Origin of the sequence: Vibrio owensii, from assembly GCF_002021755.1 — a bacterium.
Classification (GTDB): Bacteria; Pseudomonadota; Gammaproteobacteria; order Enterobacterales; family Vibrionaceae; genus Vibrio; species Vibrio owensii.
The window spans coordinates 1,447,574-1,472,968 of sequence record NZ_CP019959.1 but is presented as its reverse complement, the minus strand read 5'-3'; the positions used below and the strand labels follow the sequence as shown (position 1 = coordinate 1,472,968).

Here is a 25,395-nt window from a genome sequence, read left to right as displayed (position 1 = left end):
TGCGGGTTTCTTAGAAATTGGTGTGGTTATTTTTCTTCCACAGCCTACCCGCGCGAATTGGTCACGATCAGGAGGAGGCTAAGCAGGATAGAAAAACGTGCTGACATAGTTGTTAAGCATTCCACAAAATTAAGTTAACAAATTAGTACCGCACTCAATGGAACACGTCAACCCTAAAGTCGATTTTTTATTCATATCGGATGAGTGGATTTCTGTTAATGGCTTTTAGGGTGACACAGGCGTTGGCGGTTATTCGCAGCGTGAATCGTTTTTAGTTTGCTCAGTGGATGTGATTTCTCAGTCTCATAATAGCTTTTAAATGCAGGTGTTTATTGCGCTTTGATACTAAATGTAACCGTTTGTTTTGCTGCGTTTTAGTTACGGAATATTTCTTAATTGTTTTCGATCGATCTCTTGTTATTAGTTGGGTGAATGCCTTACGGCTAGCGGAGAGATATTTAAAATGGAGGGAAAATTAATCAAGGATGGTGAGTTATGTTTTATAAATCCCGAGTTGCATTGGCGATCAGTAGTGCTTTGGTTCTTTCTGCCTGTGGCGGTGACGATTCCAATCAGCCAACGGTTACCGACAATGTGTTAACCGTTAAGGTGATAGATGGCTACATTCAAAATGCAAAAGTATGGTTAGAAAGAAAAGACAGCGTTAACTACATTTTGGAAGACGGAGAGCTAAGTGGTACCACTGATGAAACTGGTGCGGTTTCTCTGGATTTGACTCAAATCGATGACATCAACGACTACCAACTCATCACCTTTGCTGAAGCAGGTATCGCGATCGACTTAGATCATGGTAAACCCATTGCTGAAGATCTGTTGATGGTCGCTTATCAGGGCAAGGTTGTTACGCCATTAACGACATTGGTTGAAGCTAAAATGCGCATGGGCGTTACCAATACTAGTGAAGCGGATGCTTATCAGCAGGCAGTAAGCGAGGTTGCACAAGCACTTGGGGTAAGTGAAGCGTCGGTGGTCTCTGACTATATTGCATCCCAAACAGAAGAGGCGAAGAAAGTACAAAAAAGTGCGGTCTCTTTAGTGGCTTCTGGCGCTATGCCTGCCTCCGTTCAAGAGCTTGAACAAGCCCAAAATATTATCGCAGATTCTGAGCAAGTGAACCTTTTGGTCGAGAATGCTAGTGATGATCATATCGTGATTAAAGATCCTGAAACGAATGAGCTGATGCTGGTTTCTACTCATGACAGCGATGGCGATCTTATTATTGATGCGCTTGATGCCTTCCCTAATGATGATACTGAATGGTACGACACCGACGGTGATAAAGTTGGGGATAATCAAGACGTTTTCCCTCTCGACCCAAGTGAGAGCAAAGATACGGATAAAGACGCTGTTGGCGATAATGCTGATGCTTTCCCTAACGATCCATCAGAAATGACAGACAGTGATAAAGATGGTGTCGGTGATAACAGCGATGCCTTCCCAAATGATGCCTCAGAGTCTAAAGACAGTGACACGGATGGTATTGGTGACAATAACGATGCGTTTCCAAATGATCCATTAGAGTCTAAAGACAGCGATAAAGATGGTGTTGGCGACAACAGTGATGTCTTCCCAAGTGATGCTACAGAGTCTAAAGACAGCGATAAAGACGGTGTAGGCAACAATAGTGATGCTTTCCCAACTGATGCATCAGAATCTAAAGACAGCGATAAAGACGGTGTAGGCAACAATAGTGATGCTTTCCCAACTGATGCATCAGAATCGAAAGACAGCGATAAAGATGGTGTTGGTGACAATAGCGATGTTTTCCCAGCTGATGCGACAGAATCAAAAGACAGCGATAAAGATGGCGTTGGCGACAACAGCGATGCTTTCCCAAATGATGCATCAGAATCGAAAGACAGTGATAAAGATGGTGTAGGCGACAATGCTGATGCTTTGCCAAACGACCCGACGGAAACACTCGATACCGATGGGGATGGAATAGGCAACAATGCTGACAGCGATGATGATGGTGACGGTTACTTAGATGCTGAAGATAACCAACCACTTGAAGCCCTGAACATACCGGATACGTTAGCGCAATGTGTTGCTTCTTTACCTGAGAATCAGTTCTCTACAGTAGGGATTGATGAAAGGCGAGACAGTAAGCTTTATTCCATTACGCGAGAAATGAACAATGGCGACACCCAACAGTTTTCTCAAACCGAAATCTTACTTGGTCAGCAATCAGGGTTACCTAATGGATTACTGTCGGAGCGAACTTTCCATGTTACCCAAGTGACACCAGATTTTGGTGGTGCTGTCAGCGAATGGGATCCGATTGCAGAGTTAGAGTATACCGACGCGGTAAGCGGTATGTATTACGGCTTCCATGATACCTACTACCGCTGGTGGGGTTTTGTCCCTACGATTCAGCAAGAGCATGACGTGGTACTCAATACTCCACTAGTTGTTGATTACACTCGCATCCATAAATGGAACACCGATGCCGAGTCTCCAACCTTTAATCAAGATGCCACCACTTTGTTCTACAAAGGAAAAGATATTTTAAATGTGGATGGCACTCTAGTTGAAGTGTGTATTTCAGGACATGAGGGCAACTATGCCTTTATAGACAACGATGGCAGCAACGAGCCTGCGCCAGTATATATTTTAGAGACAACGACAAACTACACCGCTGGCCAAAATCTTGTGGTGAAAAGTGAACGTTCATACATGGAGTATGCAGACGAGGAAAAAGTGACGCCTGTCTGGGGATGGAGTAACTACGTCAAGCAATTGGAAGGCTTTACCATCAATAATCAAGCTTATGGTAAAGACCCGATACTCTCTAAAGTCCCAGAAGGTGAGTTCGCGACTTTCGAGCAATGTTTGGCATCTCTAGAAGAGGGTGAATATGTCGCAGAGGTTGGCGATATCAACACCTACCGAATGCAGCGCTCTCGCTTCAATGAGTTTGATGAGTATGTTGAGCAGGAGGCGAATTACGAGTGGCACCTGTTAGTGAATGAAAACTATCAGTGGAATGACATGAATGTTCGTCTGGAGCAATTGTTTGCGACGTTACTCGATAGTTCTGCTTGGTTTAAAGAGCACTATCACACTAGTCAAAACGGAGATTGGCTGGGCGTAGAAGGGTATGAGCCGAATAGTGACGTTGATATTAAATGGGGCTCTCGAACGACTAAGCAATTAGCGTGGGGTGAAAATGCTTATTATCGAATTCCTAATGTCACGTACAGTCAATTCTCAATCCATGATCCTTCAACTCAGTATGGCGGCGATAGTGATGACGACCAGCTCGTCGATTGGCGCACTGGTACCGTGATGTACAGCCAAACCTACGCGGGCAAGAAAACGATTAATTACGATGTGGACGGCCAGCAATATCAGGCTGAGGTATGCCAACAGTTTAGCTACAGCACATCGGAATACTTCGATGAATCAGGCACAAAGTTAAACGATATGACCGAGTGGCAACGTCAGACCGATAGCTACGATAGCAAGGGTATCGTACAGCGAGAGCGAAGCAATAACATCTGGTCAACAGAAGTGTGGAATCGAACATCCACCAACCATTAATAAGTCTGAATGCGGTTACTTCGGTAGCCGCTTTTTTATAGAACGAGTTGTTTCTTGGGTGAACAAGAAAGCGGAACATGGGTGAGATGACTTTTTATACCGCACGCTTTGCGAGGTATCACACAAAGGGGTCAATTGGTTGGCATAATTCCATCAGAGCGTTTTATAGTAGAGCGGATGCATTTATAGAGTTTCAAAGTAAATAGGTCAGGGATTAATGGATTTAGCAAAACAATTTGGACGTTCTGCGCTGGCAATCGCTGTGGTTTCTTTATCTGGGTGCCAACTGTTGCAGTTTGGTTCTCAGCCCCATACGGTTTCTTCTGTGATGATGAATGATCATGCTGAAAGCGTTATGGTGATCAATCAACAGATGGATCAGTACCTGAGTGAAGATGGGCGAGCTTCATTTCTGAATCAGATGCTGGTGGCGTTGGAGTCTGACAACCGTAACAAGTTCAAAGGCAAAGACCCCGATACATATTCATGGTGGAAGATTCGAGTTCAGCCTAACCAATGGAAAGAGGCGGAAGTAAGTCGCCCAATCGTCGACGGAGTGGACACTTCCAAAACACTAGAGTTTATGGATGTGTCATACCGCTCTAAAGCCAACCTGAATTTACGCTCAAAGCCAAGCTTAGACGGAGAAAAGCTTGGGGAGCTAAATAAGGATGAAGAGTTTAATGCGATTGCAAAAGTTGAGGGTGAGCCTTGGCTGTTAGTCGAGCAAAAGGGCATGGTTCGAGGTTATGTTCATAAGGACTATGCGCGTATCAACGAGGTCAATCACGATATTCTCTCTATTAAGCCAAACCCTTTGTTATGTGGTGATGAGCCTGCGCCAGTAGAGCCGGCCGAAAGTGAGCTGTTCGGTAACTACACTTGCCGTGATTTGAGTTATGAGCTGACGAAAGACGGTCATATAACTGCGGGCTCACTCAGAGCGTGCCGTAAAAAAAGAAAAGTCTGGTATATCGATGTTCCGATGGCGAGCTCGAACCAATCTTAAGTCACCACCCCTCTCAATGATAAAGCTCGGTTGATAATGTATTTATCACCGAGCTTTTTAGTACCGTCTAATCATTGTTTATTTCTCTCTTTCTCCTAAGCCATCACGTGTCATTAATTGTCCAAATTCTCGTCATGTAGCTGTCACTTTCTGCGCCTACTTTTCATACAAGGGCGTTGTCAAAGTATAGGGAAGTCACATGCGATCTTTAGAGACAATTTCACAGCCAATGGCAAGCATCGCTAAATTTGATTTGGCGTTTTCTAGTGTGTGCTTACAGCACCGCTTTAACCAACAAGTCGCAAATATCAGTAAAGGCGTTTCCCACAGTGGGGATGGGCACCTTTACTTGGTGTTAGGTTTACTGGCCTGGTTCCTCGATAAGCAGCATGGGCAATGGTTTTTGCTCGCAGGGCTTACCGCATTTGCGTTTGAACTGCCGATCTATTGGATGCTTAAAAACAGTTTTAAGCGTCGTCGTCCTGAGGAATTGAGTGCACTTCTACCTGCATTTATCACGCCGTCTGATCGCTATAGCTTACCCTCTGGTCACACCGCTGCCGGTTTTGTTATGGCGACCATCATCAATCACTTTTACCCAGAGCTTGGAACTTTCGCCTTTGTATGGGCGAGCTTAATTGGCACGTCACGAATTTTACTCGGCGTGCATTTCTTTACGGACATCATTATTGGCGCCTTGTTGGGTAGCCTTTGTGGTTCTTTAGCAATTGCTATAGTAGGAGGCTAGTGGATGAAAATCCTTTACGGTGTTCAAGGTACGGGGAATGGTCACATCGCTCGGGCAAGAGCGATGAGTCAAGCATTCAAAGAGCACGATGTGCAGGTCGATTTTCTTTTTTCAGGACGTGAGCCAGAAAAGTACTTTTCTATGGAAGCATTTGGGGACTACCAAACGCGTCGCGGGTTCACCTTTGTGACGGAAAAAGGATCGGTGAACTACACCAAAACCGCTTTGAACAATAATCTCATTCAGTTTTTCAAAGAAGTGAAGCAGCTTGATCTTTCTTCTTATGATTTAGTTATCAATGACTTTGAACCCGTTTCGGCTTGGGCGGCTCGTAAGCAAAACAAACCTTGTATTGGTATCAGTCATCAAAATGCATTTCGCTATCCGGTTCCATTGAAAGGAGCGAGTTGGTTTGATAAATCGGTGATTGAACACTTTGCTCCTTCGCGACATCACCTAGGCTTGCATTGGTACCACTTTGATCAGCCCATCCTTCCTCCTATTGTTCATACACTTGACCATGCCTCAGGCAGTGAAGATTTTGTTCTGGTGTACCTGCCGTTTGAGTCCATTGAAGACATCAGTGATTTGCTGTTTCATCTTAATCAACAATCTTTCGTCTGCTACCACCCAAACGTGATTGAGTGTGAGCGTATCGAAAACATTGAATTGCGTCCGTTGTGTCACACCAATTTCCAATATCATTTGCAGCGTTGTAGTGGTGTGATTGCCAACGGTGGGTTTGAACTCCCTTCAGAGGCTCTGTCGCTTGGTAAGAAGTTACTGCTTAAACCACTTGCTGGACAATTTGAGCAACAGAGTAATGTCGCTACGTTAGAAGATCTTGGCTTGGCGACTTCTATGGATAATCTGGATATTTCGATCGTACGTCAATGGTTGAAGGAGCAACACGCCGAAAGCGTAAAGTATCCAGATGTAGCCAAAGCCATCGCAAGTTGGGTATTACAGGGTGCATGGGACGCGCCGGAGAAGCTTTCTGAACAACTTTGGGAACAAGTGGATTTTCCAAGTTATGTAGCCAATATTTAACTCTCACCCCATATTTATCTTGCAGTCATTCATGACCTGATTGGCTGCATTTTTATGCCCTCAAAATCATTTCTATTCACTGCGATTTTGCTGCCTCTTTAACTGATTTGTGTGTTTTGTGAACGGAACTATTGATGCTGGTTTTTGAAGTGAAATGGAAACAATAATTCCCGCAAATGGATTGTATAACCCCTGTAGATTGTCATTAACGTGCTAAATAGGTTGTCAGAAATCTCTGATTTAGTTGTTTTATACTTTTTTATGTTTTTCTTAACATTATGATAAATATCGATTAAATACCTAATTGGCTAAAATTTAATGATTAAATATCAATCTAGTTGCGAAACCTTGATTGATTAGTTGATAGTACAGTTCAAGCCGGAAACATCCGGACGATAAATATAATACAAATTCGGTTTTCTATTCCTTCAAAAATGATTTGAATCCAGCCACGGTCGTTTGTGCGCAAAGGGATTCTATTCGTTAAGAATTCATTGAACCAAGTTGACGATTACATAAGAGGCGCACTCCATGTTAGATAAAAAAGACGCGATGAGCGCAATTGCTAGCTACCGTATGGAAAGCACATTGCGTGGTGTAGATTTAAACCTATTGACTGTATTTGATGCTGTGATGCAAGAGCAAAATATCACTCGTGCAGCACACAACCTGGGCATGTCTCAACCAGCGGTAAGTAACGCGGTTGCTCGCCTAAAAGTAATGTTTAATGATGAGCTATTCATGCGTCAGGGTCGTGGTATTCAACCAACTCAACGCGCTCGTCAACTGTTTGGCCCAATCCGCCAAGCACTACAGCTTATTCGCAACGAACTACCAAGCTCAGTATTCCAACCTGAGTCTTCAACTCGTCTATTTAAGCTAGCGATTTGTAGCCCATGTGACATGCGTTTTGCACCTCGCATCATGGCTAACGTCAATGAGCAAGCGCCAAGCGTACAGCTTCACCTAGATGCGGAATTTGATCGTCTTCTTTCTGAGCGCATGCGCTACCAAGAAATCGACTTCGTAATCGACTACGCTCGTTTCGATGACCAAGGTTTCTCAAGCACTGAAATCTTCAAAGATGAGCTAGTTGTGATTGCATCTAAGACACACCCTCGCATCCAAGGTGGTGTATCTGCAGAGCAACTGATCAACGAGAAACACGCGAAACTATCACGTGTACATGGTCAACGTAGCTTCTCTGAGCAAGCTTACCGTGAACTTGATTGCCAAGCGGCATACGAAGGTTCAAGCCTAAGCAACCTACTATACGTAGTAAGCCAGTCTGAGCTTGTGACTATCGCACCACGTTGGATGGCTGAAAACGCAGTAAACAGCGATCAGCTACAAATTCTAGATTTCCCATTTGAAAACAAAGAAATCAGCGGTTACCTAAGCTGGCACGAATCAAGTGAGAAAGACAAAGGCCACATCTGGCTACGTGATCAACTAATGATCACTTGTGGTGAAGTTGTAGCGCTTAAATAAGCCTAACTTTTAGCCTGACTAACTGGTCAGACTGGATTTGTAATCATCAATTTTTACAATTCCTTGGCCCCGAGAGATTGCCGTCTCTCGGGGTCTTTTTATATCCGCTAAATAACAGCTGAAACAGCGACTTAAGTTGATTAAACCTTCATCAGTTAAACATGAGCTATGCTCTCATTAGTGATAGTGCTCTCTTAATAATGATAAGTTTGATAATGGTCAGTTGCGTTTTTAAGCGTCGAGGTTACACTTGTGCGCTCAAATAGCTTACGCCTGTAAGCCAAAAGGTAATGTAAAGAATGGCCAAGTTAGATTTTCATATCGTTAAACGTATTCGTGAACAAATTGCGAAGGGTGGTACTCGTGTTGCGCTTAAACATAAAGTAGGCGACGCATGGCAAGGTATTACTTGGGAGCAATTTGGTCAGCAAGTGGATGCTTTGTCGCTTGCACTTTTGGCTCAAGGATTGGGCGTTCAAGATAAGATCGGTATTTTCTCAAACAACATGCCGCAGTGGACTATCGCTGACTTTGCAGCGTTGCAGTTACGTGGTGTAACCGTTCCGATCTACCCAACCAATACAGCAGCACAGTCTGCTTACATCATCGATAATGCAGACGTAAAAGTGCTGTTTGTCGGTGAGCAACCTCAATTTGACGCAGCCGTTAGCATTTTTGACGAATGCCAGCAGCTAGAACTGATCGTTGCGATGTCCGATGACATTGAACTCGGCGAACACGCGTTTGCAATGAAGTGGGATGATTTCATTGCCAAAGGTGATGATAGTCAGCAGCTCGAGTTAACTTCTCGTTTAGATCAAGCGCAAGAAGAAGACCTTCTCACGTTGATTTATACCTCTGGTACAACTGGGCAGCCAAAAGGCGTTATGTTGGATTACGCGAACATTTCGGCTCAGCTTGAAGGCCACGATGAGCGTTTAAGTTTGACTGAAGATGACGTGTCTTTGTGTTTCCTTCCGTTATCACATGTGTTTGAGCGTGCTTGGACGTTCTACGTGCTCTACAAAGGCGCAACGAACTGCTATCTACAAGACACCATGCAAGTGCGTGATGCTCTGAGCGAAGTACGCCCTACGGTCATGAGTGCGGTCCCTCGTTTCTACGAGAAAATCTTCTCAGCAATTCATGAGAAAGTATCACGAGCACCTGTTCATCGTAAGATCATGTTCACTTGGGCCGTTAACATGGGCGCGAAGATGGCGGCTTGTCATCAAGAAGGTCGCAAACCATCGTTGATGCTGCGTAAGTCATACGCTCTAGCGGATAAGCTGGTTCTAAGCAAGCTACGTGCATTGCTGGGTGGCCGCATTAACTTCATGCCATGTGGTGGTGCGAAGTTGGATGAGACCATTGGTCGTTTCTTTCATGCGATTGGCATCAACGTGAAGCTTGGTTATGGCATGACGGAGACCACGGCAACGGTTTCTTGTTGGGATGACCAGTGTTTTGACCCAAGCTCTATCGGTATGGCGATGCCAGGTGCACAAGTTAAGATCGGCGAAAACAACGAGATCTTGGTGCGTGGCCCAATGGTGATGCGTGGCTACTACAAAATGCCAGAAGAAACCGAGAAGACATTCGACGAGCACGGCTTCTTGAAGACGGGCGATGCCGGTTACATTGATGAAAATGGCAACTTGTTCATTACTGACCGTATTAAAGAGCTGATGAAGACCTCAAACGGTAAGTACATTGCGCCTCAAGTTGTCGAAGGTGCGATCGGTAAAGACCATTTCATCGAGCAAATCGCGGTTATTGCCGATACTCGTAAGTTTGTATCAGCGCTTATTGTTCCGTGTTATGACTCGCTAGAAGAGTACGCGAAAGAGCTGAACATCAAGTATCACGATCGTGTGGAATTGATCAAACACCACCAAATCGTTGAGATGCTTGAAAAGCGCGTTAATGACCTGCAAAAAGAACTGGCTAAGTTTGAACAAGTTAAGAAATTCAAACTGTTACCAAAAGCGTTCTCGATGGATGATGGTGAGTTGACCCCAACGCAAAAACTTCGTCGTAAAGTCATTAATGACAAATACCAAGATGAAATCGAAGAAATGTACAACGAAAAGTCAGATAAAAAGTAACTTAAGCTGACTTAGATTTCAGATTGATGAAATTATCCCCAGTTGCCTAATATTGTGCTGCTGGGGATTTTTTATGACTGTCTTTCACACTTCTTTCCCCTTGATAAAGAGAAATAATCACTCGAAGTGGCTATTTTGAGTGAAATTATTCACTTTATTTTCTTCTTCTTTCTTTTATTGATTCCAAATTGAACGCGCTTGATAGCGTCAAACCCTACCTTTGTTCTGATTTACAGCATCTTGTTTAAAATTTGATTCAACTCTCATTAGACCCGTTGATAATAAAACGTTACATTTGTTGTGTTACCTTGCGTTTTGTTATGACAGACGCAAGACATAGCTGAAAAAGTGGAAGTATTTCTATTAGGCTACGAATAAGACCTAGACTATGTAAAACCAGACCAAACCGTTGGCCTTACGGTGAGGAAAACTGGTAAGGAGAGCAATTATGACAGCAATGTTGTCAGGCGCAGAGATGGTTGTGCAATCTCTGATCGAAGAGAGCGTAGAACAAATCTTTGGTTACCCAGGTGGTTCCGTTTTAGATATCTACGATGCCCTGCACGCCAAAACAGACCAAATCAAACACGTATTAGTAAGACACGAGCAAGCTGCTACGCATATGGCAGATGGTTATGCTCGAGCAACGGGTAAGCCGGGTGTAGTACTAGTATGTTCGGGTCCTGGTGCAACCAACACCATCACAGGTATTGCTACGGCGTACATGGACTCAATCCCAATGATCGTTATCTCTGGTAACGTACCAAACAATCTCATTGGTAATGATGCATTCCAAGAGTGTGACATCGTGGGTGTATCTCGCCCAGTGGTGAAACACAGCTTCTTAGTTAAGAAAGCGGAAGACATTCCAGAGACGATCAAAAAAGCGTTTTATATCTCAACGACTGGCCGACCAGGTCCGGTTGTGATTGATTTGCCAAAGGATATCCTTAACCCGCAAATCAAGCTCCCTTACGAGTATCCGGAAAGCATCTCCATGCGTTCCTACAAGCCAACCACGTCTGGCCACAAAGGCCAAATCAAGAAAGCACTTAAAGCCTTGCTTGAGGCGAAGAAGCCTGTTTTGTACATCGGTGGCGGTGCCGTTATTTCTGGTGCCCACGAGCATATTCAAGCATTGTCAGACGAATTGAATCTACCCGTTGTGAGCACTTTGATGGGCTTGGGGGCATTCCCGGGCACACACAAAAACTCTCTAGGTATGCTCGGGATGCACGGTACATATGAAGCCAATATGGCAATGCATGAAGCTGACCTTATCTTCGGTATTGGTGTTCGTTTTGATGACCGTACAACCAACAACCTTGAGAAGTACTGTCCTAACGCGAAAGTCATGCACATCGACATCGATCCATCTTCAATCTCTAAAAACGTGAAAGTGGATCTGCCTATTGTAGGTTCTGCCGATAAAGTGCTAGCGACCATGGTTGGCTTGCTGAACGAGCAGGGCAGCAACAATGACCAAGAAGCAATTGGTCAATGGTGGGATGAGATTCAAGTTTGGCGTGAACGTAACTGTCTTGCATACGAAACGTCGCCTGAACGTATCAAGCCTCAACAGGTTATTGAGACACTGCATAAACTGACTAACGGTGATGCTTATGTGGCGTCGGATGTAGGCCAGCATCAAATGTTCGCTGCGCTTTACTACCCATTTAATAAGCCACGCCGTTGGATTAACTCTGGTGGTCTAGGCACGATGGGCTTTGGTCTGCCTGCTGGTATGGGCGTGAAGTTCGCGATGCCAGAAGAAGAAGTGGTGGTTGTAACTGGTGACGGCAGTATTCAGATGAACATCCAAGAACTGTCGACAGCAATGCAATACGACATTCCAGTGAAGATCATCAACTTGAACAACCGATTCCTAGGCATGGTAAAACAATGGCAAGACATTATTTACCAAGGCCGTCACTCTAACTCATACATGAGTTCTGTTCCTGATTTTGCAGCGATTGCAGAAGCTTATGGTCACGTCGGTATTCGTATTGAAACGCCAGACCAGCTTGAAGCGGGTCTACAAAAAGCGTTAGACATGAAAGATCGTCTGGTGTTTGTTGACATCAATGTAGACGAAACCGAACACGTATACCCAATGCAGATCAAAGGCGAGGGTATGGACAAGATGTGGCTAAGCAAAACGGAGCGTACTTAATATGAGACACATTATTTCTTTGTTAATGGAAAACCAACCTGGTGCGTTGTCTCGAGTTGTTGGTCTGTTTTCTCAGCGTGGTTACAACATCGAGTCTCTGAATGTTTCACCAACCGATGATGAGACGCTATCGCGCTTAAACATCACGACGAACTCGGATGAAATGCAGCTTGAGCAGATCCAAAAGCAACTGCATAAACTGATTGATGTACTTAAAGTGCAAGAAGTGACAGAGTTTGATCACATCGAACGTGAGTTGATGATGGTGAAGGTTAAAGCGAGCGGTTTTGCGCGTGCAGAAGTAAAACGCACGGCGGATATCTTCCGTGGCCAGATTGTTGATGTCACGGCTGCTCAATATACGGTTCAACTTGCAGGTACGAGTGAAAAGCTGGATGCGTTTATCCAAGCTATCTCTGAAGTTACCGAAGTGGTCGAAGTCGCTCGAAGTGGTGTGGTCGGTGTGGCACGCGGAGAGCGTTGCCTCAAACCGTAATTACACTGAATGCATTTAAGAAAAGCCATCGTTCATCGATGGCTTTTTGTTTAGAAAATAACAATTAATGATATAATTGCTGCTTTCGTAAACAAATTGGGTAGTAGAACGCGTGAAAGTAAGGAAGTTGGTCAGCGCTTTGCTGGCAACCACGCTATTTTTTAGCGCGCTCATCTCTATCTACTACTACCAGAAATACCAGACTCTGTTAGCGGCTAATGTAGAAAATACGGCGAAAGAAGCCCTTCATCAACTGGCTTACTCAGAGCGTGAATACAATAACGTTCAAGACCAAATATCTTCCATCAGTGATCTGCTCGGCCATAGCCAAAGCCTTTACGACTACCTGCGCCACCCAAATCCCAAGAATCTCGCCATTTTAGAAGAGGTGTGGAGTTCTGTTGCGGTTAACCAGAAATGGTATCGACAGATTCGCTTCCTTAACGTCAATGGGCAAGAGAATGTCAGAATCAACTACGACTTCAAAACTGGCACTGCAGCTGCCGCTCGTACTCTGCAAGACAAATCTGATCGCGAGTATTTCCAATATGCTCAGAATTTAAAAAATGACCAAATAGGTTCTTGGGGAATTGAACTCGAGCAAGAGAACGGTAATCTCGTTTATCCGTACAGTCCTTCTGTTCGCATTATGATGCCAGTGGCTATGAATGACATTCGTGAAGGCTATTTGATCCTCAATATCGACGTAAAATACCTTTCTTCTCGTTTGAATTATTCCCCAGTCAGAGATTTCAACATCGAGCTGATAAACCAATCGGGTTATTACGCAGCAAGCTCTCACAGCGACAAGCTGTACGGCGATATTATCCCAGATCGTGCTCGATTTAACTTTGGTTTGCTCCATCCTGATATCTGGCAAAACATAGGCTCACAGAAGATGGGCTATAAGTATGATGGTAAACACCTGATTGCCTTCAATACGATTGAATTTGTGCCGGGTGAACCTCTTCACTTGCTCATTGACCTCTCTCAAGAGCAATTGTTGGAGCGAGCTGACCGAGATATCGATGACTTAGTCCAAGAAGCCTTCTTCGTGCTGAGTTTAATGTTGGTGTTTGCTCTGCCTATTACTTCGCTGGCACTGCATTATCGTCGTCATAGCATTGAATCTAAACTTGCCCGCGCCGCATTGGATGGCATGACGGCTGTGATGATTTCGGACACGTCACATCGAATCATGATGGTGAACCAAGAGTTTGAAAACATGATGGGCTATAGCTCTTCGCGATTGCGTGGTTGGAATGCACACAACCTAATCTTCATTCCTGAAGACATCGAAGAGATTCTGGCGATTTGGAATAAGCTTGGTATCGAGCAAGTGTGGGAAGGGGAAGTACGTTGTCGCACTAAGCTCAACCACGTGTTCACCGCTATCATGCGCATTCAGGCCATCATGGCGAAGTCTGGCAAAGTTAGCTACTACATTACTTCGCTGGTGGATATTTCTGAGCGTAAAGAGCTAGAAGAGAAACTGCGTAACTTGAGTGAGAAAGACGGCTTAACCAGCTTATGGAATCGTCGTAAGTTTGAAGAGCAGCTCGCGCAATATGCCAACATGGTTGAACGTTATCCGGATACGCCAACGACTTGCCTTGCGCTGTTTGATATCGACCATTTCAAACGTATCAATGACGAAATGGGCCATGATGAAGGTGATAAAGTGATTTGTGGTGTGGCAGATACGTTGTCGAATGGGGTAAGAAATACCGACTTTGTTGCTCGTGTCGGCGGAGAAGAATTTGCTGTGATCATGCCACATACGACGACGCAAGAAGCGGAAGTGGTATTGAATCGACTTCGAGTTGCCGTAGAGTTAAACAGTGAAAAAGCAGTGACGGTGAGTGTGGGTTACAGTGATCTCACTGGAGACCGAACACGCAGCTATAAGTGTGCGGATATCGCCCTGTACGAATCAAAGAGTGCAGGGCGTAACCGAGTGTCGATTTGTCACAGTTTCGATGACATTGCTTAGAAGCTGTTGTGGTAAACAGATAGGCAGAAGCTTTTCTACAAAACAAAAAATCGGGATAACCCCGATTTTTTTCTATTCGCTGCTGAACCGAATTAAGCGGTTTCTAGCTCTAACGCTGTTTCGATGCGTTGCATTGAGCTCAACAAGTGTTTATCAAGTAAGTCCATTGCTTCTTCGCTGTTCTTCGCAAGAACAAGCTTCATGATCATCTCATGCTCATCAATGTTGAACAGTGCGTCTTGTTCTGAGTTTAACGTTTGCATTGCAAAGTAACGGTAACGCTTGATCTGGTTAATCAGGTCACTAAAGAACTCAAACATGTTCTTTGAATCCGCGCCTTCAAGCAGAGAAACATGGAACTGGTGATGACGCTCTTCCCACTCTTGCCAGCAGAAAGTTTCATCAAAGTTCAGACGAGATAGCTTGTGGTAAGAAGTCAGTACATCCAACTCCCAGCTTTCATCACCCGCCAAGATTGCTTTCTTAAGCAATACAGAAGAAACCACACGAAGGCTTTCGTATAGATCGTTCAACTCTTTTTTGCACACGGGTGCAACCCAACAGCCTTTTTGTGGCTCAAGCTTTACATACTTGCTCCAAGACAGTTGCACAAGGGCTTCGCGGATAGGTGATGCACCAACGTTGTATTTCTCTTTCAGGTCAGCAACCACAAGCTTTTGGCCTGGTTTTAGAGCACCTGTCAGGATGTCCTGGCAGATCATTTTTGCAACTTTATCGGTTAGGGTAGGACTAGACACAAGCAACCTCATGAAATTTTATTATCGTGACGACAACTAAACAGTACGTAGTTCGGTTGTGGTTGATAATACAGCGTACTGATTATGAGGGCAAGATAAAATATATAAAAAAAGAGGGCCGAAGCCCTCTTTTTTATTGAACTGATGATTGAATACGTCAGTCTTATAGAACGTGTACAGAAGCAGTGTTCGTTGTACCTGAAGCTACTAGAGCACCAGAAACCATAACAACGATGTCGCCTTTGTTACCTAGACCAGATTCTAGAGCAAGTTCTTTACCTGCTACGTAGAACGCGTCTGTGTTCGCGATAGAGTCAACAACTACTGGAGTAACACCTTTAGTTAGAACTAGCTGTGCAGCAGTCTTAGTGTTAGTAGTTAGTGCTAGGATGTTTGCAGTTGGGAAGTACTTACGTACTGAACGTGCAGACTTACCACCTTCAGTTGCAACAACGATAAGTGGAGCAGCTAGTTTCTCAGCTGTGTCTACTGCGCCTTTACATACTGCTTCAGTGATGCGTAGACGTGGGCTGTCTAGACGAGAACCTAGCTCAGCTTTTAGAGCTGAATCAGTGCGGTTCGCGATTTGAGCCATGATAGTTACCGCTTCAACTGGGTACTTACCTTTAGCAGTTTCACCAGAAAGCATTACTGCGTCAGTACCGTCCATTACCGCGTTAGCAACGTCGCCTGCTTCCGCACGAGTAGGACGTGGGTTGTTGATCATAGAATCAAGCATTTGAGTTGCGGTGATAACCATCTTACGTGCACGGTTACACTTCTCGATCATCATTTTCTGAGCGAAGATTACTTCTTCAGCTGGGATTTCAACACCTAGGTCACCACGAGCAACCATGATGCCGTCAGAAAGCTCTAGGATCTCGTCGAAGTTATCAACACCTTCTTGGTTTTCGATCTTAGAGATGATGTGGATGTTCTCGCCGCCGTTTGCAGCAAGTACTTCACGGATTTCTTGAACGTCAGAAGCTTTACGGATGAAAGAAGCAGCTACGAAGTCAACGCCTTGCTCACAACCGAATTTAAGGTCGTTCTTATCTTTTTCAGATAGTGCAGGTAGGTTTACAGAAACGCCAGGAAGGTTAACACCTTTGTTTTCGCCTAGAGCACCGTTGTTAAGAACTTTACACTTAACTTCAGTTTCAGAAGTTGCAAGAACTTCCATTTCGATTAGACCGTCGTCTACTAGGATAGTGTCACCAACGTTTAGGTCGTTAGCAAAACCAGCGTAAGTTACTGCAACTTTGTCTTTGTTACCTACAACTGAGATGTCAGTTGTGAAAGTGAATTCTTGACCAGCTACTAGATCAACGTCGTTGCCGTCTTCTAGTTTGATAGTGCGGATTTCTGGACCTTTAGTGTCTAGAAGGATTGCAAGTTGTTTGCCTGTAGCTTCCATTACTTGGCGGAAGTTCGCGATACGAGTGCCGTGCTCTGCGTAGTCACCGTGAGAGAAGTTAAGACGCATAACGTTCATGCCAGCGTTTACTAGTTCAGTTAGCTTCTCTACAGATTCAGTTTTAGGGCCAATCGTACATACGATTTTGGTCTTTTTCATGGAAGATACTCTCCGGTAAGTATAGTTACAATTTGAAAGTCGGTTGTTTACTCTGAAGTTAGGGCGCTTTGATGACATTTAGTGCCTGCCACCCACCGATTTTCCGCCACATTATTGGAACTTCAGATTCTGAAAGTCTTTCACCAAGTTTAGTCATTTTATGACTAAAAGATCGGCGATTATGGTTACCTTTTTGTGACTAATCCCACTTTATATGCAGAAAGTTGCAAAAAAATAACCGTCAATTCTGTAATTTTTTTTCTTTTCGGTGGCGAATTCTACCACCGAATGAATCCAATATCACTGTTTAAGAATTGTCTTAGGACAAGGTTTTATCGAGAAATATTAATTTTTTGGATCGAAATAAATGGACTTAAAAGTTTCGTTTTGACTATAATAAATTTCAAACCGAAACTTAAAATCAAAATTTAAATGTCGAAACGAAACACTCAACTAAGAAGACACGCCATTTCTAACCTAGTAAATGAGCTTGGGGAAGTTAGCGTAGATGAGCTAGCACAGAAATTTGAAACCTCAGAGGTCACGATTAGAAAGGATTTAGCTTCTTTAGAGAAAAACGGACAACTTTTGCGCCGTTACGGTGGTGCAATTGCGATTCCAACGGAAGTTATCCATGAAGAAATGAGTCCGAATGTTTCGAGTCGAAAGTTAAGTCTGGCAAAAGCAGCGGCATCACTGATCCGAGAACATAACCGAATTGTGATCGACAGTGGCAGTACAACGGCTGCGCTGATTCAGCAATTAAACGACAAACGAGGCTTGGTTGTTATGACCAACTCGTTGCATGTCGCCAATGCACTTAACGAATTAGAGAGCGAACCAACCCTGTTAATGACAGGTGGAACCTGGGATACGCACTCAGAATCCTTCCAAGGCAAAGTAGCCGAATCTGTATTAAGAGCTTACGACTTTGACCAGCTATTTATCGGTGCCGATGGTATCGATCTAGAGCGCGGAACCACAACGTTTAATGAATTGGTTGGCTTAAGTAAAGTCATGGCGGAGGTGTCTCGTGAAGTCATCGTCATGATCGAGTCTGAGAAAGTGGGGCGCAAGATCCCGAACTTAGAACTCGCTTGGGACCAAATTAATGTGTTGGTTACTGATGCAGAGTTACAGCCAGAACACAAAATACAGATTGAACAACATGGCGTTAAAGTCATTTGCGCCTAATCTAATAATGTAAACAGTTTCATATTTCACTTCCCTCTGGATAAAGGCCTTTGCTTGCTGCCTCTATTTGAAATCATGGTCAGGGAAGAACAAAACTACAAACGGAGATAAACACATGTGTGGAATCGTAGGTGCAGTAGCACAACGAGATGTTGCAGAAATTTTAGTTGAAGGCCTACGTCGCTTGGAATACCGCGGTTACGACTCTGCGGGCGTTGCGATTGTTGATGGTGAGACAAACCTAACGCGTATTCGTCGTTTAGGTAAGGTACAAGAGCTGGCAGACGCAGTAGACGAAGCAAAGGTGATCGGTGGTACTGGTATTGCGCACACTCGTTGGGCAACACACGGTGAACCTTCAGAAGTGAACGCACACCCACACATGTCTGGTGACATCGCAGTGGTACACAATGGCATCATTGAAAACCACGAAGAGCTACGTGAACTGCTTCAATCTCGTGGTTACGTATTTGAATCTCAAACGGATACTGAAGTTATCGCTCACATGGTTGAGTGGGAACTTCGCACTTCAGAAACGCTACTAGAGGCGGTACAGAAGACAGCAAAACAACTGGATGGCGCATACGGCACGGTAGCGCTGGATCGTAAAGATCCTTCACGCATCGTCGTAGCACGCTCAGGCAGCCCAATCGTCATTGGTTTTGGTGTGGGGGAAAACTTCCTTGCTTCTGACCAACTTGCGCTGCTTAACGTGACACGTCGTTTCATGTACCTAGAAGAAGGTGACGTGGCAGAAATCACTCGTCGTGATGTGACGGTATTTGATGCAACAGGTGAGCGCGTAGAACGTGAAATCACAGAATCAAACGCGGAACACGACGCAGGCGATAAAGGCCAATACCGTCACTTCATGCAGAAAGAAATTTACGAGCAACCAACTGCGCTGATCAACACAATGGAAGGTCGTATCACGGCTGATTCTGTTGTCACTGAAGCAATCGGTGTAAACGCGGCAGAAATCCTAAGCAAAGTTGAGCACGTACAGATCGTTGCATGTGGTACGTCTTACAACGCAGGTATGACAGCACGTTACTGGTTCGAAGATATTGCTGGCGTAAGCTGTGACGTAGAAATCGCTTCTGAATTCCGTTACCGCAAGTTTGTGACGCGTCCAAACAGCCTATTGATCACGCTTTCTCAATCTGGTGAAACCGCCGATACGCTAGCAGCACTTCGCCTAGCAAAAGAGAAAGGTTACATGGCGGCAATGACCATCTGTAACGTAGCGGGTTCTTCTTTGGTTCGTGAGTCTGACTTTGCATTTATGACCCGTGCTGGTGTGGAAATTGGTGTTGCATCAACTAAAGCGTTCACGACTCAGCTTTCAGCACTACTGATGCTGGTAACTGCTCTTGGTAAGCAACAAAACCGCATCAGCAAAGAGAAAGAAAAAGAGATCGTAGAAGCGCTTCACGCTCTACCGAAGCAAATCAACGCAGCGCTGTCTTTCGAAAAAGAAATCGAAGCACTAGCACCAGACTTTGCTGATAAGCACCACACTCTATTCCTAGGTCGTGGCGAGTTCTACCCAATCGCGATGGAAGCGTCTCTAAAACTGAAAGAGATCTCTTACATTCACGCAGAAGCGTACGCAGCGGGTGAGCTGAAACACGGTCCTCTAGCGTTGATCGATGCAGATATGCCAGTTGTAGTTGTTGCACCAAGCAACGATCTTCTAGAGAAACTGAAATCAAACGTTGAAGAAGTACGTGCTCGTGGTGGTCTGCTTTACGTATTCGCAGATGCTGACGCAGGTTTCGAAGGCGATGAGACCATGAAGATCATCACTATGCCACACGTTAGTGAAATCACGGCGGCGATCTACTACACCATCCCAATGCAGCTACTGTCTTACTACGTAGCGTTGATCAAAGGTACGGACGTAGACCAACCTCGTAACCTAGCGAAAGCGGTAACGGTAGAGTAAGCAACGCAAGGTGTGATTAAGATTACACTTGTTTATGTTGCGCTATGTAAGTAGCGAGAACCTAAAGCGAAGTCACATGACTTCGCTTTTTTTATGTCTGTAGACATGGTTATGATGCGCAATACGTTGACATTCAATTGTTTACTTTCTGACACGCCGAGCGGTGAGCATCACTATCGTAAGCCCAACGGATGTGGTTTCCATTGAACTGAAAAGGTCATTATGAAAATCAAACTCTTGGCTTTATGTATCGCGTCCTCGCTTTACCATCCATCAGTGATGGCAGAGGAAGAAACACAAACAGAAGAGCGCAAAAGCCAAACAGTGTTCATCGATGAAAGCGATGACTGGTTACAACTCAAATCTGGTGAAGTGATCAAAGGGGAGCTGACTGGCACGATCAAGGAAGAAACCAACTCGTTCGATCAAGAAGTTGAATTCGATAGTGATGATCTTGGTGATCAAGAGATCGAACTGGAAGATATTGCGGTGCTAGAGACAGCAAGTTTCTTTACCATCCGAACTTCCAGTGGCGATATCTACGATGGCTATTTGTCGATCCGTGAAGACAAGTTATATCTCAGCAATAATGGTGAAGAGATCGCATTCCCCGTGACAGAGGTTGTGTCGATCTATCGTGGTTCAGAGACAGACTCAGACCACTGGACGACTGAGATCTTTTTGGGATTAGATATCAGCAAAGGCAACACTGATGAGTTCTCACTCCTTGGTGAAGTAGAAGCGGAAAGGAATACCGTTGGCTCGCGCACCAAGTTAAAAGCCAAACACGAAAACTCCAAGACCAATGATGAGACCACAGCGAACAACAGTTCGTTTGATGGCTCCTACGACATTTACCTAAGTAACCGACTCTTCTTTAGGCCACTTAAGCTCTCGCTGCTCAGGGATGAGTTCCAAAACATTGATTATCAAGTTAATGCCTCGATGCAGATGGGTTATTTCATCATTGCTAATTCACAGACAGAATGGGATGTCTCCATCGGTCCCGGTTACCAGTACACCGATTTTAAAACGGTAGAAGAAGGGGAATCTGGCGATGCGACCAGTAACACCTTAACCTTCGAATCCAACTTTGAGTATGAACTGACCGATGACATCGATTTCAGTCATACCTATAACCTCAACTGGGCGAGCAACGATGCTGGTGGTACTCGGCATACCAACGAGCTCGGTTTTGATATCGATCTTGTCGATGATCTTGATCTAAGCATTAAAGCGATTTGGGATCATGTTTCGGATACCAAAGCCGATGCGGAAGGTGTGGTGCCAGAGAAAGACGACTATAAGTTCCATTTTGGTCTGACTTACGAGCTGTAGTTTGAGCATTTATAGTTAATCAATCACTATTTTGGTTTATGACAAAAATGTCATCTTCGAGATAGGTTGGTGTCAGGTGTGTTGTTGAATAATGAAGCCATTGAAAACAAACACACTCAAAGGTCATCAACATGAAAGTACTGAAAACCGCTCTCCTTGTAACAACAATGGCAATCACTAGCGCATCAGCATTCGCTCAACCGACTTTCACTGGTGGAAAATACATTAGCCGTGAAGAAATGAAGACCATTTCTGTTGAGCCAACGGCAACCTCGGATGCGGCTTATCAACAAGCGTTAGCTGAACTAAACTCCTTAAAAGACATGTCGTCTCATGAGCTTAATAAAGAGTTGAACATCGTGACTTTCGATGTCGCGAGAAACAGCACGCACCTGCAGGACGGCGGTTTTGTTACGGTACAAGAGCGCATGAACGAACAGGGACAGTTGGAATATCTGGGTACTGTGAACGTGAAAGTGAACTACGCACAGCGCGACAGTAATCGATAAAAACATTGAATGAAAAGAGTATGATGCAATTTGTGTCGTACTCTTTTTGCGATCGTCAATGCTGAGCATATCCCGTTGAGATAGAGGGCTGAAATTGAAACTACTGATTGTAGAAGATGAAGTAAAAGCAGGGGAATACTTGCAAAAAGGGCTGGTGGAATCGGGCTACGTTGTTGATTGGGTTCGCGACGGTGTCGATGGCTTATATCACGCAACCAGTGAACCTTATGATCTTATTCTTCTCGATATCATGCTGCCCAAACTCGACGGTTGGCAAGTGCTCAACACGCTGCGCAGTAGTGACATTCACACCCCAGTTATCATGCTCACTGCCAAAGAACAGATAGAAGATCGCGTGCGTGGCTTTGAGTTAGGAGCCAACGACTACGTGGTAAAACCTTATGCGTTTGCTGAGTTGCTGGCACGTATCCAGAATGTCTTTCGTCATCATACTTCTTCTCGTGTACAGACCTCCTCTCAGACGCTGCAAATTGCTGATCTAGAGCTCGACATGATGAAGCGAGTGGCAACGCGAGGCGGGCAAAGTATTACGCTAACGGCAAAGGAGTACGCGCTGCTTGAGCTTTTGATGCGCAAAGAAGGTCAAGTGTTATCAAGGACCACCATTGCGTCATTGGTGTGGGACATGAACTTTGATAGCGATACGAACGTGATTGATGTCGCCATCAAACGACTGCGCAATAAAGTCGACAAGCCATTTGAAACGCCTCTGATTCATACCATTAGAGGGATGGGGTATAAGCTGGAAGCACCAAATGTTTAAACGCCCAGCCAACCTGTCTATGCAAAACAAACTCGTGCTGATGTTTGTCGGCACGACGCTGGTGGTGTACCTCTCTTTAGCCTTTATTCTCTATTACACCATCGAGCGCCATTTCTTTACTCAAGACTATAACGAAATGGTCAGCAAATATAATGCGATAGAGAAGACCATGATGGTTTCTCCTGAGTCGGCTTATCTGCTTATCGACAACAGCTCCGCTTACATGTGGGCGTTTGAGGAGGGAGAACAGACCTACAAAAACTCAACGCTTTCTATTCCTAACAAACTGTCTCTCACGCTGAGTTCGCCGCAGATTTTGAATCAAAACAACGCAATTGAGTGGCATGAAGATTCTTTGGATATTCGAGCCTTCGCCTTTAAAGCCAAAGATGTCACTGTGGTGATAGGCACCAGCATTAACCACCATATACTGTTCCTCAATAAACTGGGGTGGATTCTATTCTGGTCGTTGGGCTTTGCGTTTTTAGCTTCTGCTCTATATAGCCGAACCATTGTAAATCGAGGTTTGAGGCCGATTCTTACCTTAAACAAACACATCCAACATATTACCCCTGAACAATTAGATATTCGTATTGACCCTGAGACGTTGCCGATCGAGCTAAGAGAGTTAGCGATAAAGCACAATGCGATGTTGGATCGATTACAAACCGGCTTTCATCGTTTGAGTGAGTTCTCCTCTGATATTGCACATGAGCTTAAAACGCCGCTGACTAACATCACCACTCAAAACCAAGTAATCCTTGGTGCTGCACGCAGTTCTGAGGAGTATCAAGAAGCGATTGCTTCTACTTTGGAAGAGCTTGAACGGATAACCAAAACCATCAATGACTTACTGTATATCGCCAAAGCAGAGAACAAACTGATTCACCGACACAACGAGCGCTTCGCGGCTCATGAGCAAGTGGCTCATTTGATCGAGTACTTCGAAATACTGGCGGAAGATTCAGCGCTGGCCATTACCACTTCAGGTGAGGCGATGCTGTATATGGACCGAAACATGTTTGAGCGCGCAATCAGTAACTTATTGTCCAATGCGATTCGCCATGCGTATGACGAGACGACGATTTCGGTTGATATTGAGCAGGTTGGTGAACTTGTGAAGATAACCGTCAGCAACGTTGGTGAGGCGATCCCCAAGCAAAATCTGCCGTATTTGTTTGACCGCTTTTATCGGGTCGACAAGTCTCGTCAGCACTCGGGTAGTGTGGGAGCAGGGCTGGGTTTGTCGATCACGCAGTCGATTGTTCACGCCTATGATGGAAGCATTAGCGTTACTTCAGAAGATGGCCAAACCCAGTTTTGTTTGATACTACCAGCGGCTAAAGCTGACTCAGCAGTGGAATCACTTCCTCAAGAGACGCTTTAATGATGACTTTGTCTTCGAGCTCTGGCAGAGGTGGAAGTAAATCCGGAATCATTACAGCTTGGCATTTCGCAGCGAGTGCGGCTTTGATGCCGTTGTTCGAATCTTCCAATACTAAGCACTGCTTGGCGTCCACACCTAAGTGGCGATAAGCCATTTGATAGCAATCAGGGTTTGGTTTGCCACGTTCTACATCTTCGGCGGTAATCACTAAATCGAACTGTGCAAGGTACTTGCTGCCTGCGAAATTGTGCTTCACCTCTGGAAGGTGAGAAGAAGTGACAATCGCGGTTAATAAGCCATGTTGTTTGATGGCATAAAACAGTGCGTCGAATCCGGGGTTGAGCGCAATGCCTTGATTTCTTAGATTATGGAAGTGTTCATCTCGCACAGCTGTATAGCGCGGCATATCGATGGCGTCTTGAAAATGCTCAGAGAGTATTCTTTCACATTCAGGGTCTTGGACACCGATAAACTGTTGGTAGAAATCATCGGTGATGGTTAAGCCTTGCTCGGTAGCGGCGTATTGCCAACTTTGCTTGTAGATGGATTCGGTATCGAAAATCAGTCCATCCATATCAAAAAGTACAGCTTTTAACATTGGGTAGGGCTCCTACGTTTTTGGGTGTAGAGCGGCTGACATTGTTATTTTGTTATACCTAAGCAACCTCGAATCCTTTTGAAGGTAGCTTGGGTATAAAATGTGGCGTTAGAATGGGCTCTCTTTGCCGAGTTCATTGCAGATCTCGACAATCGCAAGCGAGAGCCCTGACTTAATGATTTGTTGTTGACGTTGCAGTTGTAGCTGATAAAACTCAAGGTCGATGTCGTCATCTGGTTCGTTGACTTCCAGTTGCACCATGCCCATCTTCTTCACCAAATGCAGCTTTTTGATTGGATCTAGAATATTAGGGTCCGTGAACTCGTAGTCAGAAGCGTCGCTATTGAGATGGTTTTTGAGCTTAATGATGTCTTCGATGTCGTGGTAAATATCATCGGGAAGCACACCCAAGCCAAACAATAACTTCAAACGAACAGACAGATCGCCCAGCGGCCCCGAGTCTTGTAACAGCGGACCGACAACCGATTGAACAGCGAAGTTATCTTTACGAAAAATTCGTTGCACTAACCCGTCGATCGAATCGTTAAAAACGTCGACTGCTGCAATGAAAAAGCCTCGTACCGATGGTGCGCTGTTTAATCGCTCAATGATCTCGGTTTCGTTGATGTTATCTGCCATATACTGAATACATTTCTAATTATTAGCTATCC

The 25,395-nt window shown here is 44.7% G+C and carries 19 protein-coding genes; 15 read left to right on the top strand and 4 right to left on the bottom strand.

All coding sequences use genetic code 11. The annotated features are described in order from the left end of the window. Nucleotides 1–495: 495 nt before the first annotated feature. The 9 genes from A9237_RS06500 to A9237_RS06465 all read left to right on the top strand — a co-directional run bounded on the left by A9237_RS06500 (nt 496) and on the right by A9237_RS06465 (nt 14,632). Nucleotides 496–3,564: a thrombospondin type 3 repeat-containing protein gene (locus A9237_RS06500; protein WP_078607877.1), complete on the top strand. Its 3,069-nt coding sequence runs from the start codon at nt 496–498 to the stop codon at nt 3,562–3,564. A 217-nt stretch (nt 3,565–3,781) separates the two neighbouring features. Continuing rightward, the gene (locus tag A9237_RS06495) at nt 3,782–4,573 is read left to right on the top strand and encodes an SH3 domain-containing protein (RefSeq protein WP_078607876.1); all 792 of its coding nucleotides are present in this window, start codon (nt 3,782–3,784) and stop codon (nt 4,571–4,573) included. 199 nt (nt 4,574–4,772) lie between these two features. Then, a complete protein-coding gene (locus A9237_RS27445; RefSeq protein WP_153303207.1) occupies nt 4,773–5,321 on the top strand; it encodes a phosphatase PAP2 family protein in 549 nt (182 codons plus the stop codon). Between the two features lie 3 nt (nt 5,322–5,324). Further along, on the top strand, nt 5,325–6,371 hold the full coding sequence (locus A9237_RS06490; RefSeq protein ID WP_153303206.1) for an MJ1255/VC2487 family glycosyltransferase: 1,047 nt from the start codon (nt 5,325–5,327) through the stop codon (nt 6,369–6,371). 531 nt (nt 6,372–6,902) lie between these two features. Next, nucleotides 6,903–7,862 (top strand): LysR family transcriptional regulator CalR, encoded by a 960-nt coding sequence (gene calR, locus A9237_RS06485; protein ID WP_005437396.1) that lies wholly within the window; start codon nt 6,903–6,905, stop codon nt 7,860–7,862. Between the two features lie 299 nt (nt 7,863–8,161). Beyond that, nucleotides 8,162–9,970 (top strand): AMP-dependent synthetase/ligase, encoded by a 1,809-nt coding sequence (locus A9237_RS06480; protein ID WP_078607875.1) that lies wholly within the window; start codon nt 8,162–8,164, stop codon nt 9,968–9,970. A gap of 448 nt (nt 9,971–10,418) precedes the next feature. Continuing rightward, a complete protein-coding gene (locus A9237_RS06475; protein WP_078607874.1) occupies nt 10,419–12,143 on the top strand; it encodes an acetolactate synthase 3 large subunit in 1,725 nt (574 codons plus the stop codon). Nucleotide 12,144: 1 nt separating this feature from the next. Further along, the gene (gene ilvN, locus A9237_RS06470) at nt 12,145–12,639 is read left to right on the top strand and encodes an acetolactate synthase small subunit (protein ID WP_009707783.1); all 495 of its coding nucleotides are present in this window, start codon (nt 12,145–12,147) and stop codon (nt 12,637–12,639) included. Between the two features lie 112 nt (nt 12,640–12,751). Next, on the top strand, nt 12,752–14,632 hold the full coding sequence (locus A9237_RS06465; RefSeq protein WP_032803104.1) for a sensor domain-containing diguanylate cyclase: 1,881 nt from the start codon (nt 12,752–12,754) through the stop codon (nt 14,630–14,632). Nucleotides 14,633–14,724: 92 nt separating this feature from the next. Here A9237_RS06465 and A9237_RS06460 read toward each other — a convergent pair whose 3' ends face one another. Further along, a complete protein-coding gene (locus A9237_RS06460; protein ID WP_027726531.1) occupies nt 14,725–15,402 on the bottom strand; it encodes a GntR family transcriptional regulator in 678 nt (225 codons plus the stop codon). Between the two features lie 151 nt (nt 15,403–15,553). Further along, on the bottom strand, nt 15,554–16,966 hold the full coding sequence (gene pykF / locus A9237_RS06455; RefSeq protein ID WP_078607873.1) for a pyruvate kinase PykF: 1,413 nt from the start codon (nt 16,964–16,966) through the stop codon (nt 15,554–15,556). A gap of 432 nt (nt 16,967–17,398) precedes the next feature. Between pykF and A9237_RS06450 the strand changes: the two genes are divergently transcribed. From A9237_RS06450 to A9237_RS06425, 6 genes are all read left to right on the top strand, one after another. Next, the gene (locus A9237_RS06450; protein ID WP_005437403.1) at nt 17,399–18,160 is read left to right on the top strand and encodes a DeoR/GlpR family DNA-binding transcription regulator; all 762 of its coding nucleotides are present in this window, start codon (nt 17,399–17,401) and stop codon (nt 18,158–18,160) included. Nucleotides 18,161–18,275: 115 nt separating this feature from the next. Next, nucleotides 18,276–20,108 carry a glutamine--fructose-6-phosphate transaminase (isomerizing) gene (gene glmS / locus A9237_RS06445; RefSeq protein ID WP_005437406.1) on the top strand — a complete coding sequence of 611 codons (1,833 nt, stop codon included), beginning with the start codon at nt 18,276–18,278 and terminating at the stop codon, nt 20,106–20,108. A gap of 222 nt (nt 20,109–20,330) precedes the next feature. Next, entirely contained in the window at nt 20,331–21,446 is a 1,116-nt protein-coding gene (locus A9237_RS06440) for a DUF481 domain-containing protein (RefSeq protein ID WP_078607872.1), read from the top strand. 131 nt (nt 21,447–21,577) lie between these two features. Further along, nucleotides 21,578–21,955, top strand: a complete 378-nt coding sequence (locus tag A9237_RS06435; RefSeq protein ID WP_009707777.1) for a DUF3316 domain-containing protein — start codon at nt 21,578–21,580, stop codon at nt 21,953–21,955. A 94-nt stretch (nt 21,956–22,049) separates the two neighbouring features. Continuing rightward, nucleotides 22,050–22,739, top strand: a complete 690-nt coding sequence (locus A9237_RS06430; protein WP_078607871.1) for a heavy metal response regulator transcription factor — start codon at nt 22,050–22,052, stop codon at nt 22,737–22,739. Then, complete coding sequence (locus A9237_RS06425; protein ID WP_078607870.1) at nt 22,732–24,126, top strand: heavy metal sensor histidine kinase; 1,395 nt, start codon at nt 22,732–22,734, stop codon at nt 24,124–24,126. Before A9237_RS06430 ends, A9237_RS06425 begins: the two co-directional genes overlap by 8 nt. Here the strand turns inward: A9237_RS06425 and A9237_RS06420 are convergent. Together A9237_RS06420 and A9237_RS06415 are read right to left on the bottom strand one after the other, a co-directional pair. Continuing rightward, the gene (locus A9237_RS06420; protein ID WP_078607869.1) at nt 24,080–24,724 is read right to left on the bottom strand and encodes an HAD family hydrolase; all 645 of its coding nucleotides are present in this window, start codon (nt 24,722–24,724) and stop codon (nt 24,080–24,082) included. The two genes, A9237_RS06425 and A9237_RS06420, sit on opposite strands and share 47 nt — an antisense overlap. A 108-nt stretch (nt 24,725–24,832) precedes the next feature. Next, entirely contained in the window at nt 24,833–25,363 is a 531-nt protein-coding gene (locus tag A9237_RS06415) for an MltR family transcriptional regulator (protein WP_005437418.1), read from the bottom strand. Nucleotides 25,364–25,395: the final 32 nt, after the last annotated feature.